This is a genomic window from Pseudomonas sp. GGS8 (genome assembly GCF_024168645.1).
Taxonomy (GTDB): domain Bacteria; phylum Pseudomonadota; class Gammaproteobacteria; order Pseudomonadales; family Pseudomonadaceae; genus Aquipseudomonas.
Window position 1 is genome coordinate 1,648,669 of the sequence record NZ_JALJWF010000001.1, and the last position, 15,956, is coordinate 1,664,624.

Here is a 15,956-nt window from a genome sequence, read left to right on the forward strand (position 1 = left end):
ATGGCGCCCGCATTGCACCAGTAGCTCAGCTGGATAGAGTACTGCCCTCCGAAGGCAGGGGTCGTGGGTTCGAATCCCGCCTGGTGCACCATCTGTAGAAACGAGAAAGCCTCAGGCCGTTGGGTCTGGGGCTTTTTTGTGGGTGTTGTCTCAGGGCGCACAGCCAGCTCGGACAAATGCCGCAAAACTATTTTTTTCCTAGCGCGCTTCACGCTCTCCAGAATGCCTCCCCGAGGACTTAACCAAAGGGAACGCCATGCGTTTGATAAGGAATGCCGACAAGGGCCTCGAACAAACCGAAAGCCCCAGCGCTGCTGCCCGATTGGTGAACGACGCACTGATGCGAGGTCGCCACAACATCGAAGGACTCGCTAATTTTGGGAGCCATTCCCGCATCAGCAGCGACAGCGAAATTGTCGAAGCCGTCCGCAAGGGTGATTTGCTGCTGGTAAAGGAACGCTTCGCCAGCTCGGGCAGTGGCTTCATCGCGAGATCAGCGCCAGCGCCTGAACCGGTCTACATCCCCCCAAAAGATCCATGGCCACAGACCAGGCCGCGCGACGATCAGGTCTTTGCCAAATCCTGTATCCCCGATAACTGGTGTAGCACCGACGCCGGTACCGTCCCGGAGCCCGCTTCGAACTTCGGCAAGGTGATGGTGGCGGGCGCCATGCTTTTTCCGTCGGCCAGTACCGCCATAGCGACCGCACTCGGCGCCGATCTGGCACTAGGTCGCATGGCCGGTGGCGGCATCCTGCAACAGCGTCTCAATTGGGTAATACGCGGTGCGGGCGGGCCAGCCGGTGTTTTCATACTGGGCATGCTCCCGACCAAGATGGGCGACGGCACTCTCCACACCGACACTCAGTTACGCAGCATGACCCATGCACCTACCCGTGTGCGTTTTCAGTTTCGTCATGATGCTGAGGGTGCATTACAGATCTACGGCATCCACACCACCGCATCAGGCGACGACACCGTACGCACGGTGCAGGCCAACTGGAACGCCGATAAAACCGCCATGGAAGCCAAGCTCAATGGCATCACTATTCTATGGACGCCCCAGCGCGGGCCACTAGGAGAATTGCCGCCGCTGATCTATCCCGACAGTAGCGGAGAACAGCTCGGCACTATCCTGGTACACCCGATCCCGGAAAACACAGACAGTCAGATCGAAGGCCTCCCCGGTGAAGACATCACCACCGACGACTGTATTCTGGTGTTTCCAGTGGACACTGGGTTGAAGTCGCTGTACGTGGTGTTTGCTCGGCCTATTGGTGGGGATCACAGCTATCACCCTGCCCCCAAAGGGCTGACGGCCTTTCCGGATGCAGTGCTCAGCCCCTCAAAGAGTTCGGTCAAAGGTGGCGGGCATAAACGCAAACGCTGGAAAGACCGTAAGGGGCGCATTTATGAGTGGGATTATGAGAACGGCCGGGTTGAGCTGTATGACAAACAAGGCAAGCATCTGGGAGAGTTCGACCCTGACACGGGAGAACGCACAAAAGACGCCGAGCCGGGTCGATTCACGCCAAAGTAATCTTGAGAGGAACCCGAAAAATGCAGCATGAGATTCTTGCATTCGACAAGAAAACCGAACAACTGGCATTCAGTATCGAGATACCTGCCGACCAGTTCGATATATTAGCGGAGCTCATGGCCTGGAGTGAGCCAGAGGATGCGATCTATGAATACGAACTATCGTCTGAGCAGGTAAGTCGCCTTGAAAGCATGACTGGCAAGACCTTCGGCAGTCCGGATTATATTTTTCAGTTGTCTTGTAGTGCTTAAGCCGGGAGATGCGGCGTTTTTCGCTGCCGATGCTCATCGCCGTAACCCACAATATTTTCTGGGTAGGTCTTGGGCAATTTCTTGGGTAGTTTCTTGGGTAGTCAGCGGCGTTGCTGCTACCGCCCCCCTACACCCGTTGCGTAAAACACGCCTAGATGGACTCAAGGTCAAACAGCATTTCTTAAAGACAAAAAACCGCCAAAGCGGTTTTTTCATTCTGTTGTCCAATCAAACTCGTCGTACTCATCATCGTCTTCTTCGTCCTCGATCAACTCATCATCAAGAACGTCTTCCTCAAGATCATCTTCTGCCTGCTTCGCCAGAAGAAACTCCTTACGACTCTCAGTCACTGCTCGCCGTAATTCCTCACCCTTCACCGGGCAGTTGAGCATTTGGGCGATGCGGTCGATTTTTTGGGCCACGGCATCCTCCAACGCATCGGCTATAGGCCGATAGTGCGCGCTTTCAGGTGTCGTTGCCAAATCGTCGACCGCTGTTCAGCTCATTTTTTCTGCAAATCCTTGAGTTTTTCCGCAAGGTTTTCCTTGGGAAAGCGCTTGTGCAATGTCGTCATCAGCGCTTCGGCGGCTTGGGTTTGACCGGCGTCTTGCAGGCGTATCACTTCCCGTAATTGATCATCCAGCGACTTAGCCGGCGCGGCGGCGCGTTTGCTGAGTTTGGCTTCGTCAGCCATCTCGCTGTTGATCGACTCTCGTTGCATCGGTGCAGAAAACTCCGCCATCGGCGCAGCCGGCGCGGGAGCGGACATAGCGCCGGTCGGTTCATCCTGGGAGCGCGCCGCGGCCTCCGGTTTGGCGGCCGGTGCGGAGGCTTTCGGCGCAGGCGCGAAGTCGTAACTCGGCAATTGCTCGGGCGTGCGTTGCACCAGCGCCAGCATCAGCGCGACGCCGACGAGGCTGGCGAATGCCACTTGCCAGCGGGGTTGTTGGCAGGCGTGGAGCCAGCGTTTCCACAGGTTCGGCTTCGGCGTGGGGGCTTCGCGGTGTGCGGTGGCGAGGATGAAGGCGTCGAGATGCGCCGGCGGTTCGCCGCTGCTGTGGTCACGAAAATGCTTGAGCACTTCATCGTCGGGCGATGGCGGTGTTTGTTTGGCGTCAGTCATGTCAGTACCTCCTCGGCCAGCAGCCGACGCAGTTTTTGCTGGGCGTAGCGCAAGCGGCTTTTAACGGTTTCCAGCGGGGTTTCGGTGAGGGTGGCGATCTGTGGCAGGTCGAGGTCGCCGTGGGCGCGCAGCAGGAACACCTCGCGCTGGTCGGCGGGCAGGGTTTGCAGGGCGGCTTCGAGACGCTGGCCGTCACGGCTCAAGCTCAGCAGTTGTTCGGGGTCGGCTGCGTTATCGATCAGGGCGTGGGCCAGTTCGTCATAGCTGTCGTGCAAGGGGTTGTGAATGCCATGTTTGCGCCAGTGATCGATCAGGCGGTTGCGGGCAATCTGGTAGAGCCACGTGCGAAAGTTCGCCCGGCCTTGTGGCTGACTGGTGCTGCGGATCAGGCTCAGCCAGGTTTCCTGATAGACCTCTTCGGCCAGCTCGGGTTTACCGCTGAGGCCGAGAAGGAATCGATACAGGCCCTGGCGGTGGCGGGCGTACAAAACTTCGAACGCGGGCCCCTCACCAGAGCGGTAGCGCGCCAGCAGCGATTCGTCGCTGCTGGCGGTTGAGCTAATTGCTAGATCGGACATGTCAGCTTTCACTCTATCCGGTTGTCGCTGGGCGGTTGATTGGAGGCGGTGGAGGTTCGCAGGCTCTGCGCCAATTCCACCAATTGCACGAACTCACCGCGCAGGCCGAACTGATCGTCACCCCGTGCGCCACGGGCCAGGGCTTCGGTGTCTTTCAGGCTGAAATCACCGGTGTAACGCCCGTCCTTGAGCTGCTGGGAAAACGCAGCGACGGCGGCGGCAAAGCGCAGGTCATCGCTGGCGGCCGAGAGTTTGCCAGCATCACCACTTCGTACTGGCCGCTCAATCAAGCGACTGCTCCCACCTTCCGGCAACTGATAACGCACCCGCAACATCGCCAGTTCCTCGTTTTTGGCGGAAACTTCTGCCCCGGAATTGCCGTAGCGCAACGGTTCCAGCCAGCCCTTCTCGCCCTTGGGCGCAATTTCGTACAGCGCCGTCACCGTATGCCCTGCGCCGATTTCTCCGGCGTCGACTTTGTCGTTGCTGAAATCCTCACGCTTCAAAGCGCGATTCTCATAGCCCAACAGCCGATATTCGCTGACCTGAGCGGGGTTGAACTCCACCTGCAACTTCACGTTCTTCGCCACCACCGCCAGGGTCGAGCCGAGTTGATCCACCAGCACTTTGCGCGCCTCGCGCAGGTTGTCGATGTAGGCGTAGTTGCCATCACCCGCGTCGGCTAGTTGTTCCATCAGGTGTTCATTGTAGTTATCCACACCAAAACCCAGGGTGGTCAGGGACACGCCGGTCTTGCGTTTATCCACAGCCATTTGCTTGAGGCTGTCGAAGTCGCTGATGCCGACGTTAAAGTCACCGTCAGTGGCCAGCAGGATGCGGTTGATGCCTTTGGGGATAAACGCCTGTTGCGCCATTTGATAAGCCAGTTCGATACCTGAGGCGCCGGCGGTCGAGCCGCCCGCCGTCAATTGCTCGATGGCGGTACGAATTTTCGCTTTTTCCCGTCCGGAAGTCGGCTCCAGCACCACACGGGATTCTCCAGCGTAGACCACCAGTGAAACCCGGTCCTGTTCACGCAGTTGATCGACCAGCAATTTCAGGGTGCTTTTGACCAGGGGCAAGCCTTCGCGACGGTCCATGGAGCCGGACACGTCCACCAGAAACACCAGGTTCGCCGGGGCCAGCTCCGCCACCGTGCGGTCGGAGGCCTTGATGCCGATGTGCAGCAACCGGGTATGCGGGTTCCAGGGTGATGGCGCCAGTTCGGTGGTCACGCCGAATGGCGAGCCGTCGGTGGGCAAGGCGTATTCGTAGGGGAAGTAATTGACCATTTCTTCCAGCCGCACCGCCCCTTCCGGAGGCAAACGCCCCTGATTGAGCAAGCGCCGGACATTGGCGTATGCGCCGGTATCGACGTCGGCGCTGAAGGTCGAAACTGGCGCCTCGGTCACGCTGTGGATCGGGTTATCGGCCAGCGCCTGATATTGCTCGCGCTGTTCATCCCGGTAGCCCTGTGGATAAGTTTCACCGGCGGGCATTGGCGCCAAAGCGACCAACGGGCCCGGTCGTGCGCTGCGCTTGGCCATCGCGGTGTCCGCCATGGCCGATTCGCGCACTAATGCTTCAGTTTTCGGCGCATTTTGAGCCGGGGGCGCAACCGCTGCCGGGTTGTCCGTCTCGGAGGGTGGCGTGGATGTAGCGCCGCAACCGGCAACGGCCAGCAGCAACCCGGCGGCGAAACCCTGGGCGGCCGGGCGGAGGACATGCAGAGGGAGGGACATGGGGGCTGACCTCAGGAGGAAATTGACTCATTCATCCTCTGAGACGGACAGCCCGCCGGGTTCGGGTTAAGCCGACGTGAAAAATCTTCAGCGGTGATAACGCCGCACCACGCTGCTGTTCTTCAACACATGGCCTTTGATCTGCTCCAGCAGCTGCGCGCGGGTCAGGCCGGCAGGCAAGGCTTCTGGCGCCAGGTCCAGGGCGTAGATCTGGATGACGTAGTGATGGATGCTGTCACCGATGGGCGGGCACGGGCCAACGTAGTTAGTGGTGCCTTTGATGTTGGTGCCACCCACGCCTTCAAGGGTGGCTTTGGCGCCGACGCCGGCCGGAATCTGCCGCGTCGTGGCTTTGATGCCGTAATGAATCCAGTGATCGACGCCCAGGCCTTTCTGGCCGTCCGGGTCGTGCATGACGATGGCATAGCTGAGGGTGCCTGGGGGGCCGGCGCTCCAGTTCAGGGCCGGGGACTGATTCTTGCCGCCGCAACCGCTGGCATCGCTGGCTTCCGCCGACGTGAACAGCCGATTGTCCGAAACACCGGGGATGCTGAGGGTGAAACGCTCCTGGGCCTGCGCCGGTAACTGCACGCAAAGGGCGACTGCAACGGCCGCCAGCCAAGGGTTCAAAGAGGTCAATCGGGTCATACCGGAGCACCTTGTGCGGGGTGGGGCCGTCGTCGGCACGCAAACTATAGCCGGACCGTTCGTGCGGTGGCAGTGGGAATTGGCTGAACCTGTGAATAAGCACCAAACTCCTAAGTGAAACACCTGCCTGGAGATCGATCATGGCACTGCACCGCGTCGCCCGTTTTGCCGATGTGCCCCTCGACCGTGGCCTTGAGGTCCGGATCGACAAGATGAAAATCGTCTTGCTGCGGGTCGGCGATCAATTGCGCGCCTATCAGGGTAGATGTCCCCACGCCGGGGCTCCCTTGGCCAAAGGTGCGCTGTGTGAGGGCCGGCTGATCTGCCCGTGGCACAAAGCGGCTTACCGGCTCGAAGACGGCGCGCTGTGCGAGCCACCGTCCCTGGACAGTTTGCGGCGCTACCCGCTGGAGCTGCGCGACGATGAGGTCTGGGTCGATGACCAGCCGATGCCCAGCCCCAGTACCCCGCCGGCGGACGACAAACGCACCTTTGCGATTATCGGCGCCGGTGCAGCGGGTACGGCCTGTGCAGCGGCGCTGCGGGAGAAAGGCTTCGGCGGCCGGGTGTTGCTGATCGACCGTGAGCCTGAAGCCGGTTACGACCGTACGGTATTGAGCAAATTCGTGATTGCCGGGGAAATGCCACCGGACGAAGTTCCGCCGCTGCGCGATGAAGATTTTTATCGTGAACAGCGCATTGAACGGATAAACAGCGATGTGATGGGCCTGGATGCACCGAACCGGACGCTGCGCCTGGCCGATGGCCAATCGCTGAGCTATGACGCCGCCGTGATCGCCACCGGCGGCATCCCCAAGCCCTTATCGCTGCCTGGCGCAGACCTGCCGCAAGTATTCGTGCTGCGCTCAAAAGCGCAGGCGCAAAAGATTCTGATGACCGCAAAACCCGGTCAACGGGCAGTGATTGTCGGCGCCAGTTTCATTGGAATGGAATCCGCTTCATCCCTGCGTCAGTACGGCCTGGACGTCACCGTCCTGGCCCGCCACGCCATCCCCTTCGAGGCGCAATTCGGCGAGGCCGTCGGCAAGGCGATTCGCGCCCTGCACGAGGCCAATGGTGTGGTGTTTCATACTGATGGCGAAGCGGCGAAGATCGAAGGCACAGGCAAAGTCGAAGCGGTGCTGCTGGACAACGGTCAGCGCTTGCCGGCGGATCTGGTGCTGGTTGGCATTGGCGTCACCCCGGCAACCACCCCGTTTACCGATCTGCCGAAGGAAAAAGATCAGTCATTGAAGGTCGACGGCGGAATGCGCGTGACCGACGGGCTCTGGGCCGTCGGCGACATCGCGACCTTCCCGCTCAACGGCCAGCCCCAACGGATCGAGCACTGGCGCCTGGCCCAGCAGCAGGCGCGGATTGCAGCGGCGAATATGCTCGGCGGCGACGAACGCTACCTCGACGTGCCGTATTTCTGGACCTGGCACTTCGGCAAAAACTACGACTACCTCGGACACGCCGAAGCCTGGGACGAGGTTGAATTCAAAGGCGACCCTGAGCATCCACCGTTTATTGGTCTGTTCGCCAAAAACGGCGTGGTGGCGGCGGCCATTGCCTGCGATCAAGAACGAGCCATGGCGATGCTCGCCGAACGGATGAAACAGCCGCTGTCGATGGACGAGGCGTGGCGCCTGGTTCGGGATTTTGCCTGACACACCTCTTCAACGCGTCAGGCTCAGACGTGGCTCATCGGCTCGCGGTTGTCGTCATCTTCGGCCGGCAGGCGGATCACCAGCGGATGTTCCAATGGCGCCAGAGGCGGCGGCAGTTGGGACGGGTCCACCGGGGTGAAGTGCGTAACAACATGACTGACATCGCCGTCCTGATTGTTGTGAATGGTCATCGAACCCGGCGTGCGCAGTTTCGCCAGCCCGTCGCCGGTCAGCTTGAAGCTTTTGCTGAGCCCTTGATCATCCACCACCGGCGCCGGCAAGCGGCGCTGGGCGAAGCTCTTGCTTTTGCGTTGTTGGTAACGCGCCCAGCCAATCAGGATCACCGCGTTCACCAGCGCGACCCATAAGTAAATCTGCAATGTGCCGAGGGCATCGAAAAATGATCCATCGATGCGCGGGCCGTCATGGGTATCGATCAACGGCCACAAACCCCGCGCCAGTAAATACAGCAGCCCGATCCAGGCCAGCACGGTGAAGAAAACATCGAGAACGACCAGAAAGGGCCGCTGCCGGGTTCTGATGATTTTCATTTGATGACCTCCTCTTCATCGTCATCCAGCGGCTTGATGCCCCGGTCCGGACTGACCCAGCGCGCGCGCTTCTGATGTTGGCCGAACAGCACTTTGGGGAAGCTGACCAAGGTGGTGAGCAGGCTGATGAACCAGAACACCAGCGGGTACCAGACCACCCAGAACATGGTCCTGCCGAGCCCCTTTTCGTAACGGCGATCGATCATGATGCTGACCGCGAATTGCACCAGGCAGACCACCGCCAACAACAGCCCGGTAAAGGCCGGTGGCATCAGGTGATGGACGGCAATGGCGGGCGGCATTTCGACGAAGTTGCCGACACCCCAGAAGATCACCGACAACAGGAAGGTGAAGGCCCAACCGGTGGACAGGCAGTATTCGAACAACAGCGGCCACAGATAACGATGGCGGTATTGCCAGATGCCCCGGATGTTTTTGAACAACACCTCGGCGCCGCCCTGGGCCCAGCGCAGGCGCTGCTTCCACAGGCCGCCGAGGGTTTCGGGCATGAGGATCCAGCACAACGCGCGGGGCTCGTAGAAAATGCTCCAGTGATCCAGTTGCAGCTTCCAACTGATGTCGATGTCTTCGGTGATCATGTCCGGGCTCCAGTAGCCAACCCGGTTCAGGGCCGTGCGACGGAAGGCGACGATCACCCCGGAGACGGTAAAGATCCGCCCGAACACCCGCTGGGTGCGCTTGATCAGGCCGATGATCGAGGAGAACTCGCCAACCTGTACCCGGCCGATCAAGGTCGAACGGGTGCGGATGCGCGGGTTGCCGGTCACCGCGCCCAGTCGCGCGTTGTCGAGCATCGGCGCCACCAGATAGGCCGCGGTGTTCGGCGCCAGCAGCGCATCGCCGTCGATGCACACCAGGTACTCGCTGCGCGCCGCGATGGCCCCCATGCGCAGGGCAACGGCTTTGCCCTGGTTTTCCGCCAGGTGCAGCACTCGCAAACGCGGATCCTGCGCCGCCAGTGCGTCAAGCACCGCGGCGGTGTTGTCCTTGGAGCCGTCGTTGATCGCGATCACTTCGATGTTCGGGTAATGCTGGGCCAGCGCCGCATGGATGGTATCGGCGGCGTTATCGCCTTCGTTGTAGCAAGGGATCAGGATCGAGATCAGCGGTTCGCCGGGCAGCGGTGGCGGCAAGGTGTCGTCCTGCCACGGCCAGTGCCGCTCCCAGTGCAGCCAGAAATACAGGCCGCCGGCGATCCACAGCCCCGACATGAACAGTGGGTAGAAGAACACGAAGTCCATCAGGAATTGCCCGGTGACCAGAAAGATCAGCCCGAGGGGAACCCCAAGGACGATCGCCAGAACCAATAGGGCCAGAAGTCTGTCCAGCATGTTATGGATTCCACTTGTTGGAGAGCGCGGGCCGCACGGTTTTCAGGTCCGGCTGGTTTTCGAGAAAGTCGTCCGGGTAGTAGCCGAAACTGGTGGCGCCCTGACGCTTGAGGCGGCCCATCCAGTCGGCCAACTGCGCGCCGTCGATGTCGGAGTCTTTGTTTTTCGTCCAGTCGCGGGCCTGCAACTCGAACACCGTGCGATCGAGGGCGCCGGGACGCGATTTGACCGTCGCCACCAGCGCTTCGAGCCAGGGGCCGGATTGCTGGAGGCTCTGTTTCTCCATCAGTGGCATGGCCATCGGTGCCGTCCAGTCGTAGGCACCCAGGAAGTCGTCGAGGTTCTGCGCAAACCAGGCTTCGCTCTCGGGGTTGAGCATCGGCTCGGCGAAAATATTGCGCGCCGTGCTTACCTGCGGGCCGCGAATGGCGCGGACCTTGGCGGTCAGCTCATGGGTGAAATCGATCAGGTAGCGGCTCTTGAACCGCGTCCAGCGTTGCAGGGTGGCTGGGTCGTCGCGCAGGGCGGCAATCGAACCGGGCAGACCGTTGGCGGCATAGACCTTCAGGGCTTCGGGGCCAGCGTCTTCGAAGTCCGACAGCACGGCGTCATCGTGATAGAGGATGCCGTCGACCGAGGTCAGGCGTGCCACGTCTTCGTAGATTTCACCGATGATGCGCCGCACGTTCGGGTCGAATGGCGACAGGCGCTTGTACTGGTCTGGATCGATCGACGTGGTGCCGGTTTTCGGGTCCCAGCGAGTAACGCGCGGCAACTTCGAATCCAGGGCAAAACTCAGCACCGGCATCCAGGCATAGACTTTGACGTGAGCCCGGGTGCGCAACTGCCAGGCCACGCGATCGAAGATATCGGCGCGCATCGGCAGGTGGCGGTTGGGGAAGTACAGCGAGCGCACCAGGCCATCGCCCGCGGGGTCGGCGAAGGCTTGCAGGAACACCGTGTTGGCGCCCATGTCGGCCATGCGCTGGACCAGTTTGCCGAGATTGATTTCCTGTTGGGCCGGATCCGGGTCGTAAACGTTGTCCAGATCCACATGCACCACGCGCATCGGCGACTCGGACTGCACCGCGACGATGCTGTTGGCGAAGTGTTCGCCATCCGGGTCCGAGGCCACCAGAAAGCGCGGGCTGCTCATCAGGTTGTCGAGGGCATCGAGGCCGTCGTCCAGGGTCAGGGCCATCTGATACCCCTGGTCGTTGATCACTTGCAGCGAGGTGCCATCCGCAGTGCCGTATGGCCAGACCCAGACCCGCGGCTTGTAACCGGTGGCCTTGCGGATCTTCTCCGAGATGGCCGCCACATCGGCGCGCATCCGCGCCTGGAATTGGGCTTCGGTTTCATAACGACCGGTCGCGGCGTCATAGCGCCGGGTCGCGGCCGCCGGCTGCAGGTTGCCTTGAGGGTTGGCCAATACGCCTTTGTGGCTGGCGTCGGTGTGGGCGGCGATTTCCACCAGGCCAGACCGGGAAATCTCGCGGATCTGCTCCCAGGTCAAAAAATCCGAACGCTTGCGCGGTGTGCCGGCGAAGTCCACTGGCTGGTTCAGCGGCGTGTCGATCCACACCCCGACCGGCGCCAGCAAGGCGTGCCAGTTATAGGCACGCAGCACCGGCAACACGCGGGTGTAGAAACTCGAATAGCCGTCGTCGAAACTCAGCAGGATCGCCCGTGGCGGCAATTCAGGGCCGCCTTTGCGAGCGGCGATGATCTGGTCAACGGTGACCGGGTGGTAGTTGTTCTCCCGCAACCATGCCAGTTGCTCGATCATGCGCTCGGTGCGCACGGCCACCACCGCCTGATCGGGGTCGCGGTCTTCGACATCGTGGTAAGCGATCCCCAATACATGGTTTTTCGGCCACGGCTTTTCATTGGCCGACACTGTGCGTTCAGACGGCGGTGCGAAGGTCGGGGCTTGCTGGGCACAGGCGCTGATCAACAGCACTCCCAGCAGGAGGATGAAACGCGAAATAAAAGGCATCTTCAAACTCTTCTAGAAGCGGTAAGTAAGGTCGACGAGCAAGCGCAGATCAGTTTCGCGATCACCGTCAAAAGGCCGATTGATCGCACTCAGCAGGCCGCCCACCTCGAACACGTCGTTCCAGCTATAACGCTGGCCGTAGCCCAGCAGGGCGATGCCGCCCGTACCGTGATCACGCTGGCTGTAAGTGCCCGCACCGGCCTGGAACTGCTGGCTCCAGGAGGTTTCGTAACGGTGGTAAAGCACGTGATTGACGTTCACCGTCGGCAGCACGCTGAAGTCGGATTTGGGATTGAAATACGGTACGTCGCCGGACTTGGAGTTATGGCTGCTGCCGACTTCCAGGCCGAGGTCGACTTGCAACCCCGGCGCGCGGTAAATGCCCTCGCGACCGGTGAGCATCGCTTCGACACGGTTGTTGCCGTCGCTGAAATGCGAGGGGCTGACCGCCAGTCTCCACTCGCGGCTTTCATTGGCGCGCCAGCGGATAAAACCGCTGCCGCCGTTGGCCGTGATGTCGCTGTTCAACGCTCGCAACGGTGTTTGTGCCGACAGGTACTCGAGGCTGCCGCCGTACTGCCAGTGATCGTCGATGTCTCGGGCAATCGCCAGGCGCGCGCCCTGTTTGTCACCGAAGCCGTAGGAATGGTTGGAGACTTCCGCTTCCAGGCTCATGTCGCGAGTCCGGCGTTCGAGCCCGACACGCTGGAAGCGATGGTGGCCAGTGCCTTCCTGGAAATCGCCGGTGGCGTAACCGGCACCGGCGAACAGGCGCCAGTCTTCATCGATGGGCGGGCTGTACAGCGTGGTTTCGATGCCGAAGTCGCGGCTGCCGTTGACCGCCCCGACGTTGCCGTTGCCACCGCCATAACTCTTGCCGCCGTAGGCCTGCACTCGCAGCTCGGCCATGTCGTGGACCGCACGCTGACGCTGTAAACGCTGCACCTGACGGTTGTCCGGAAAGCGCGCGACCACATCGTCGGTCAGTGCATCCATCTGCCGCCACTCCTGCAGGTCCATGGCGGTGTGGCCCTGAGCGACTTCCAGCCCGATATCCCGCGGGGCCATGCTCTCGGTTTCCTTGAGCTGATTCTCGGCGCGTCGTGGCCAGTCCCGGGCCAGGTACAGATCGGCCTGGGCCAGGCGCAGGCCGATGTTGCCCGGCGCCTGATCCACCAACGCCTGTAAACGCTGCTCGCCCGACGGCAGATCGGCGCCGTAGGTGCCGGCCTGGGCGGCGAGTTGCTGCGCGTCCATCCATTCATCGTTGGGATTGCCCACCGGCAAGCCCTTGAGCTCGACCCGTGGCTTTTGGGTCTTGGCCAAGTCCTCGGCGACCTTGCGCGCGTCATCAGCCTTGTCACTTTCAAGCAAGGCGTAATAGAGCGCGGTGCTGTCTTCCAGGCGGTCGCCGACATCGGCATCCGGCGCCACCAGCACCTGGCGATACAACTCGGTGGCGATTTCCGGCTGACGCTGATCCAGATAGGACGACGCCACCCAACGCAGGGCATAGGTCGGAATCTTCACGCCTTCGGCGAGCAGTTTCTGGTATTCGGCGATCACTTCAGCGGTGCGTGCACGGGCCTTGAGGGCGCCCATGCGGTCGATTCGCCAGCGGATGACGTCATCGTGGGCCGCAGGGTCCGGCGTCCAGGTCGCCAGTAACTGGTCGTAATCGGCCAGGGCCCGATCGGCGATCACATAACGTTCTTTTTCGCTGCGGGTGGCCAGTTCGGCCAGGCGCACGCGTTCAGCGGCCAGGTCACCTTCGAGACGGCGTTGCGTGACCGGATCAATCAATCCCGGCCGCTGACGCGCCAGGCGCAAGGCCGGTTCCGGCAAACGGGCGCGTTGCAGGGCAACCACGTATTCCCGAGCGACTTCGGGTTTGCTGCCGGCGCGGGTGAAGGCCTGGTCGTACTCAAATAACGCATCGTAGTTGGCACCGGCGCGGGTCAAGGCGTAGGCCAGGGCCAGGCGGCGGGAAGGATCATCCGGTTTCGCCGCCACCAGTGCCCTGGCGCGGGCAACCGCCTCGTCAGGTTTACCGGCGTCGGCCTGGGTCATCGCCAGGCCCAGCTGCAGGTCGGCATTTTGCGGTTCAAGGGCCAGGGCCTTGTTGTACACCTGGGTCGCTGAGTCCCAGCGCTTGAGGTTGCGATAGGCCCGCGCGGTGGCGGTCAGGGCCTGGACCGGCAACGCCCGATCACGTCCCTGGGTTTCATAGACCTGTACCACTTCCGCATCCAGACCGGCCCAACTGGCGATCTGCAGGTGATCGCTGATCTGGCCAGTGGAGGCCTGGCTTACCGGCACCTGGCGCAACACCGTCAGCGCAGGCGTGTAGTTGCCGGCCCGCGCATCGCGAACCATTTGATCGTAAGGGGTATCGGCGAGCGCCAGCACCGGCCACAACAATTGGCCGCACAGCGCAACGCGAAACAAGGGGCGCAGCCCACGATGAATAAAGGGACCAGCAATACGCGGCATTCGTCAGCATCCTTACATGGCCAGCCGGGTCACAATGCCCCTTGCCCACTCGTAACGGAAAGCCGGATCGAAAGACCCAGCCAAGCTTTATCGAAGCAGTCTTGCATGCAAGCGTAGTCAATAATTCAGGAAACAATATTTCTTCAGATTCGTGGCGGGCCTCCACCTCACCCCGTTTCGAAACCCCAGACAGCAAAACGCCCGGCGTCTGCGTGTTGCAGAGGCCGGGCGTTGTGCTCAAGCCTGCGGTGTTACTGGATGGTGGTAGTGCCACCGAGTTTGCCCATCACGAAGCCGACAAATTCCTCAAGGGTCATTTTCTGGCCGTTGAAGTCCACTTGATTGTTGGCGTAATGCAATTTGGTGACGACGTTGTTACCGTCCAGTTTCGCCAGTTGCGTACCGACCGCCATGCTGCTGAACATATCAGCGGTTGCGCTCGCCTGATCGGCGATGAGCTTGGCGTCGGTCTGGCCGTCGATTTGCGACTGCACGGTGAGCACGTCAACGAGCATTGGCTTGGACACCAGTACGTTGAAATCCAGCAACGCGATCAACTGCTTGACCAACTGGTCCGGCGGCAGGTCCATGGATTGCGGTTTGGTCAGGTCCAGCACCAGGTTGGCGCGGCTTTCGCCGTTGCTGGTGTTGAACGACAGGTTTTCCAGGGCCACCTGGGGACCTGCGGCCAGCAGTTTCTCCAGACCCGTCTTGACCTGTGCTTCTTCGGCCGGGGTCAGGTTCAGCGGCGGCGCCGGTAGACCGGCGGCAGTGGCTTCGGCGGCGGCCCGCTCGTACGGTTGCAGTTTGGTCTGGTAGATCTGCATCAGCGACATCGTGGACGGGATGTCGAGGTTTTTCAGGCTCATGGCCATCTGCGCGGAGCCGATTACCTTGCCGTTCAAGGACACTTCACCGACCTTGTAATCGCCGCGCCCCGAAGCGTTGGTGCCTGATTCCTCGGTCTGGTTCTTGATTTCGAAATTCTTGAAGCCGAGCACCGATTGCTTGGCGCCGAAGGTGGTTTTGCTGTTGCTCAGCTCGACGGTGTTTTCACCGACGTAATAGCCGTAGGTGCTCTTGTTCAGGTTGCTGGCCAGGGTCAAGCCATTGAGTTCAAACTGCACGGGGGTCTGGTCTTCAGCCACGGTGGTGAGCTTCAAGCTGTCCATGTAACCGTCGGCTTTGACCTTTTGCGCCTGGGCGCTGGCGGCCACATCAAGTTTCAACCCAGAGAACGTCAGATTGGATTTGTCATCCAGTGCTGCTTCCAGCGGCAGGAATTCGAGGGAGCCCTTGGTGGAGTTGTCGTAGCCGATGTTGACCACACCTTTGACCGGGGATTTGTCCTTGGCGGCAGCGAACCACTTCTCGGTCAGTGGCGTTTTTTCCAGCTCGTAGTGACTGGTGGCCAGGACTGGCAACAACTTCAGCGACACCAGGCGCGAGAACGGCAGTGGGCCGTGTTCGATGCGGTCGACGAACAGCATCTCCATCGGCGCTTCACCAAACATCTCGCCCTCACCCTTGAGGCGGTAGTGCGCGGTGCTGCTGAACACATGACGTTCCAGCGATACCAGTTCCAGCGACGCCGTGCCGTTGGAGCCTGCCAGCGCGGCTTGCAGTTCTTTGTTGGCGTCGGCGATCGAGCTGTTCAGCACCCCATCGAGTTTGCTGCCGGTGTACCAGGCGCCGCCAGCGCTGATCGCACCGATGGCCACGATAATTCCTAGAAACACGCCTGCTGATTTATTCATGAAATACCCGATCAATGTCCGTTGTTGAGAGTGTGGTCGTCTTCCCTGAACCCATGACGGGTCGCGGCTCGACTGCGCTGAAAGTGGCGAGGAGATTAGCATTTGCGCCGCGGGGCGGCCCAATGATTAAAGGTGAAAGAGTGTCTATGGACCGCGCATGGGGGGCGATAGTTTTGGTGGTCATGAGATCGCCATCGCGGGCAAGCCCGCTCCCACAGGTTTAACGCAGTCCTTGTGGGAGCGGGCTTGCCC

13 protein-coding genes and 1 tRNA gene are annotated in these 15,956 nt (G+C 61.0%); 4 read left to right on the forward strand and 10 right to left on the reverse strand.

Going from position 1 to position 15,956, the window contains the following annotated elements; genetic code table 11:
- The first annotated feature begins 14 nt into the window (after positions 1-14).
- The 3 genes from J3D54_RS07265 to J3D54_RS07275 all read left to right on the forward strand — a co-directional run bounded on the left by J3D54_RS07265 (position 15) and on the right by J3D54_RS07275 (position 1,791).
- Positions 15-91: transfer RNA gene (locus J3D54_RS07265), tRNA-Arg, on the forward strand.
- 165 nt (positions 92-256) lie between these two features.
- Positions 257-1,540, forward strand: coding sequence for an S-type pyocin domain-containing protein (locus J3D54_RS07270; RefSeq protein WP_253417306.1), 1,284 nt, complete (start codon positions 257-259; stop codon positions 1,538-1,540).
- A gap of 20 nt (positions 1,541-1,560) precedes the next feature.
- Complete coding sequence (locus J3D54_RS07275) at positions 1,561-1,791, forward strand: hypothetical protein (protein WP_237886208.1); 231 nt, start codon at positions 1,561-1,563, stop codon at positions 1,789-1,791.
- 212 nt (positions 1,792-2,003) lie between these two features.
- Here the strand turns inward: J3D54_RS07275 and J3D54_RS07280 are convergent, their stop codons facing one another.
- The 5 genes from J3D54_RS07280 to J3D54_RS07300 form a co-directional block, all read right to left on the reverse strand.
- Positions 2,004-2,273 (reverse strand): hypothetical protein, encoded by a 270-nt coding sequence (locus J3D54_RS07280; protein WP_253417307.1) that lies wholly within the window; start codon positions 2,271-2,273, stop codon positions 2,004-2,006.
- A 20-nt stretch (positions 2,274-2,293) separates the two neighbouring features.
- Complete coding sequence (locus J3D54_RS07285) at positions 2,294-2,914, reverse strand: hypothetical protein (RefSeq protein ID WP_253417308.1); 621 nt, start codon at positions 2,912-2,914, stop codon at positions 2,294-2,296.
- Positions 2,911-3,492, reverse strand: a complete 582-nt coding sequence (locus tag J3D54_RS07290; RefSeq protein ID WP_253417309.1) for an RNA polymerase sigma factor — start codon at positions 3,490-3,492, stop codon at positions 2,911-2,913. Before J3D54_RS07290 ends, J3D54_RS07285 begins: the two co-directional genes overlap by 4 nt.
- Positions 3,493-3,500: 8 nt before the next feature.
- Positions 3,501-5,234, reverse strand: coding sequence for a VWA domain-containing protein (locus J3D54_RS07295; RefSeq protein WP_253417310.1), 1,734 nt, complete (start codon positions 5,232-5,234; stop codon positions 3,501-3,503).
- Positions 5,235-5,321: 87 nt separating this feature from the next.
- Positions 5,322-5,882, reverse strand: a complete 561-nt coding sequence (locus J3D54_RS07300) for a YbhB/YbcL family Raf kinase inhibitor-like protein (RefSeq protein WP_253417311.1) — start codon at positions 5,880-5,882, stop codon at positions 5,322-5,324.
- Positions 5,883-6,022: 140 nt separating this feature from the next.
- Between J3D54_RS07300 and J3D54_RS07305 the strand changes: the two genes are divergently transcribed.
- Positions 6,023-7,552 carry an apoptosis inducing factor family protein gene (locus J3D54_RS07305; protein WP_253417312.1) on the forward strand — a complete coding sequence of 510 codons (1,530 nt, stop codon included), beginning with the start codon at positions 6,023-6,025 and terminating at the stop codon, positions 7,550-7,552.
- A 23-nt stretch (positions 7,553-7,575) separates the two neighbouring features.
- On the opposite strand, the gene pgaD is transcribed toward J3D54_RS07305, so the two are convergent.
- The 5 genes from pgaD to J3D54_RS07330 form a co-directional block, all read right to left on the reverse strand.
- Positions 7,576-8,103 carry a poly-beta-1,6-N-acetyl-D-glucosamine biosynthesis protein PgaD gene (gene pgaD, locus J3D54_RS07310; RefSeq protein ID WP_253417313.1) on the reverse strand — a complete coding sequence of 176 codons (528 nt, stop codon included), beginning with the start codon at positions 8,101-8,103 and terminating at the stop codon, positions 7,576-7,578.
- Positions 8,100-9,455 carry a poly-beta-1,6-N-acetyl-D-glucosamine synthase gene (gene pgaC / locus J3D54_RS07315; protein WP_253417314.1) on the reverse strand — a complete coding sequence of 452 codons (1,356 nt, stop codon included), beginning with the start codon at positions 9,453-9,455 and terminating at the stop codon, positions 8,100-8,102. Before pgaC ends, pgaD begins: the two co-directional genes overlap by 4 nt.
- A 1-nt stretch (position 9,456) precedes the next feature.
- Positions 9,457-11,454, reverse strand: coding sequence for a poly-beta-1,6-N-acetyl-D-glucosamine N-deacetylase PgaB (gene pgaB / locus J3D54_RS07320; protein WP_253417315.1), 1,998 nt, complete (start codon positions 11,452-11,454; stop codon positions 9,457-9,459).
- A gap of 12 nt (positions 11,455-11,466) precedes the next feature.
- Positions 11,467-13,947, reverse strand: a complete 2,481-nt coding sequence (gene pgaA, locus J3D54_RS07325) for a poly-beta-1,6 N-acetyl-D-glucosamine export porin PgaA (RefSeq protein WP_253417316.1) — start codon at positions 13,945-13,947, stop codon at positions 11,467-11,469.
- Positions 13,948-14,198: 251 nt separating this feature from the next.
- Entirely contained in the window at positions 14,199-15,704 is a 1,506-nt protein-coding gene (locus J3D54_RS07330; protein ID WP_253417317.1) for a YdgA family protein, read from the reverse strand.
- Positions 15,705-15,956 lie beyond the last annotated feature (252 nt).

Excerpts from the sequence above, each read along its gene's own strand:
- J3D54_RS07270 (WP_253417306.1), top strand. The coding sequence starts at position 257 with ATGCGTTTGATAAGGAATGCCGACAAGGGCCTCGAACAAACCGAAAGC.
- J3D54_RS07275 (WP_237886208.1), top strand. The coding sequence starts at position 1,561 with ATGCAGCATGAGATTCTTGCATTCGACAAGAAAACCGAACAACTGGCA.
- J3D54_RS07285 (WP_253417308.1), bottom strand. The coding sequence starts at position 2,914 with ATGACTGACGCCAAACAAACACCGCCATCGCCCGACGATGAAGTGCTC.
- J3D54_RS07290 (WP_253417309.1), bottom strand. The coding sequence starts at position 3,492 with ATGTCCGATCTAGCAATTAGCTCAACCGCCAGCAGCGACGAATCGCTG.
- J3D54_RS07295 (WP_253417310.1), bottom strand. The coding sequence starts at position 5,234 with ATGTCCCTCCCTCTGCATGTCCTCCGCCCGGCCGCCCAGGGTTTCGCC.
- J3D54_RS07300 (WP_253417311.1), bottom strand. The coding sequence starts at position 5,882 with ATGACCCGATTGACCTCTTTGAACCCTTGGCTGGCGGCCGTTGCAGTC.
- J3D54_RS07305 (WP_253417312.1), top strand. The coding sequence starts at position 6,023 with ATGGCACTGCACCGCGTCGCCCGTTTTGCCGATGTGCCCCTCGACCGT.
- pgaD (WP_253417313.1), bottom strand. The coding sequence starts at position 8,103 with ATGAAAATCATCAGAACCCGGCAGCGGCCCTTTCTGGTCGTTCTCGAT.
- pgaC (WP_253417314.1), bottom strand. The coding sequence starts at position 9,455 with ATGCTGGACAGACTTCTGGCCCTATTGGTTCTGGCGATCGTCCTTGGG.
- pgaB (WP_253417315.1), bottom strand. The coding sequence starts at position 11,454 with ATGCCTTTTATTTCGCGTTTCATCCTCCTGCTGGGAGTGCTGTTGATC.
- pgaA (WP_253417316.1), bottom strand. The coding sequence starts at position 13,947 with ATGCCGCGTATTGCTGGTCCCTTTATTCATCGTGGGCTGCGCCCCTTG.
- J3D54_RS07330 (WP_253417317.1), bottom strand. The coding sequence starts at position 15,704 with ATGAATAAATCAGCAGGCGTGTTTCTAGGAATTATCGTGGCCATCGGT.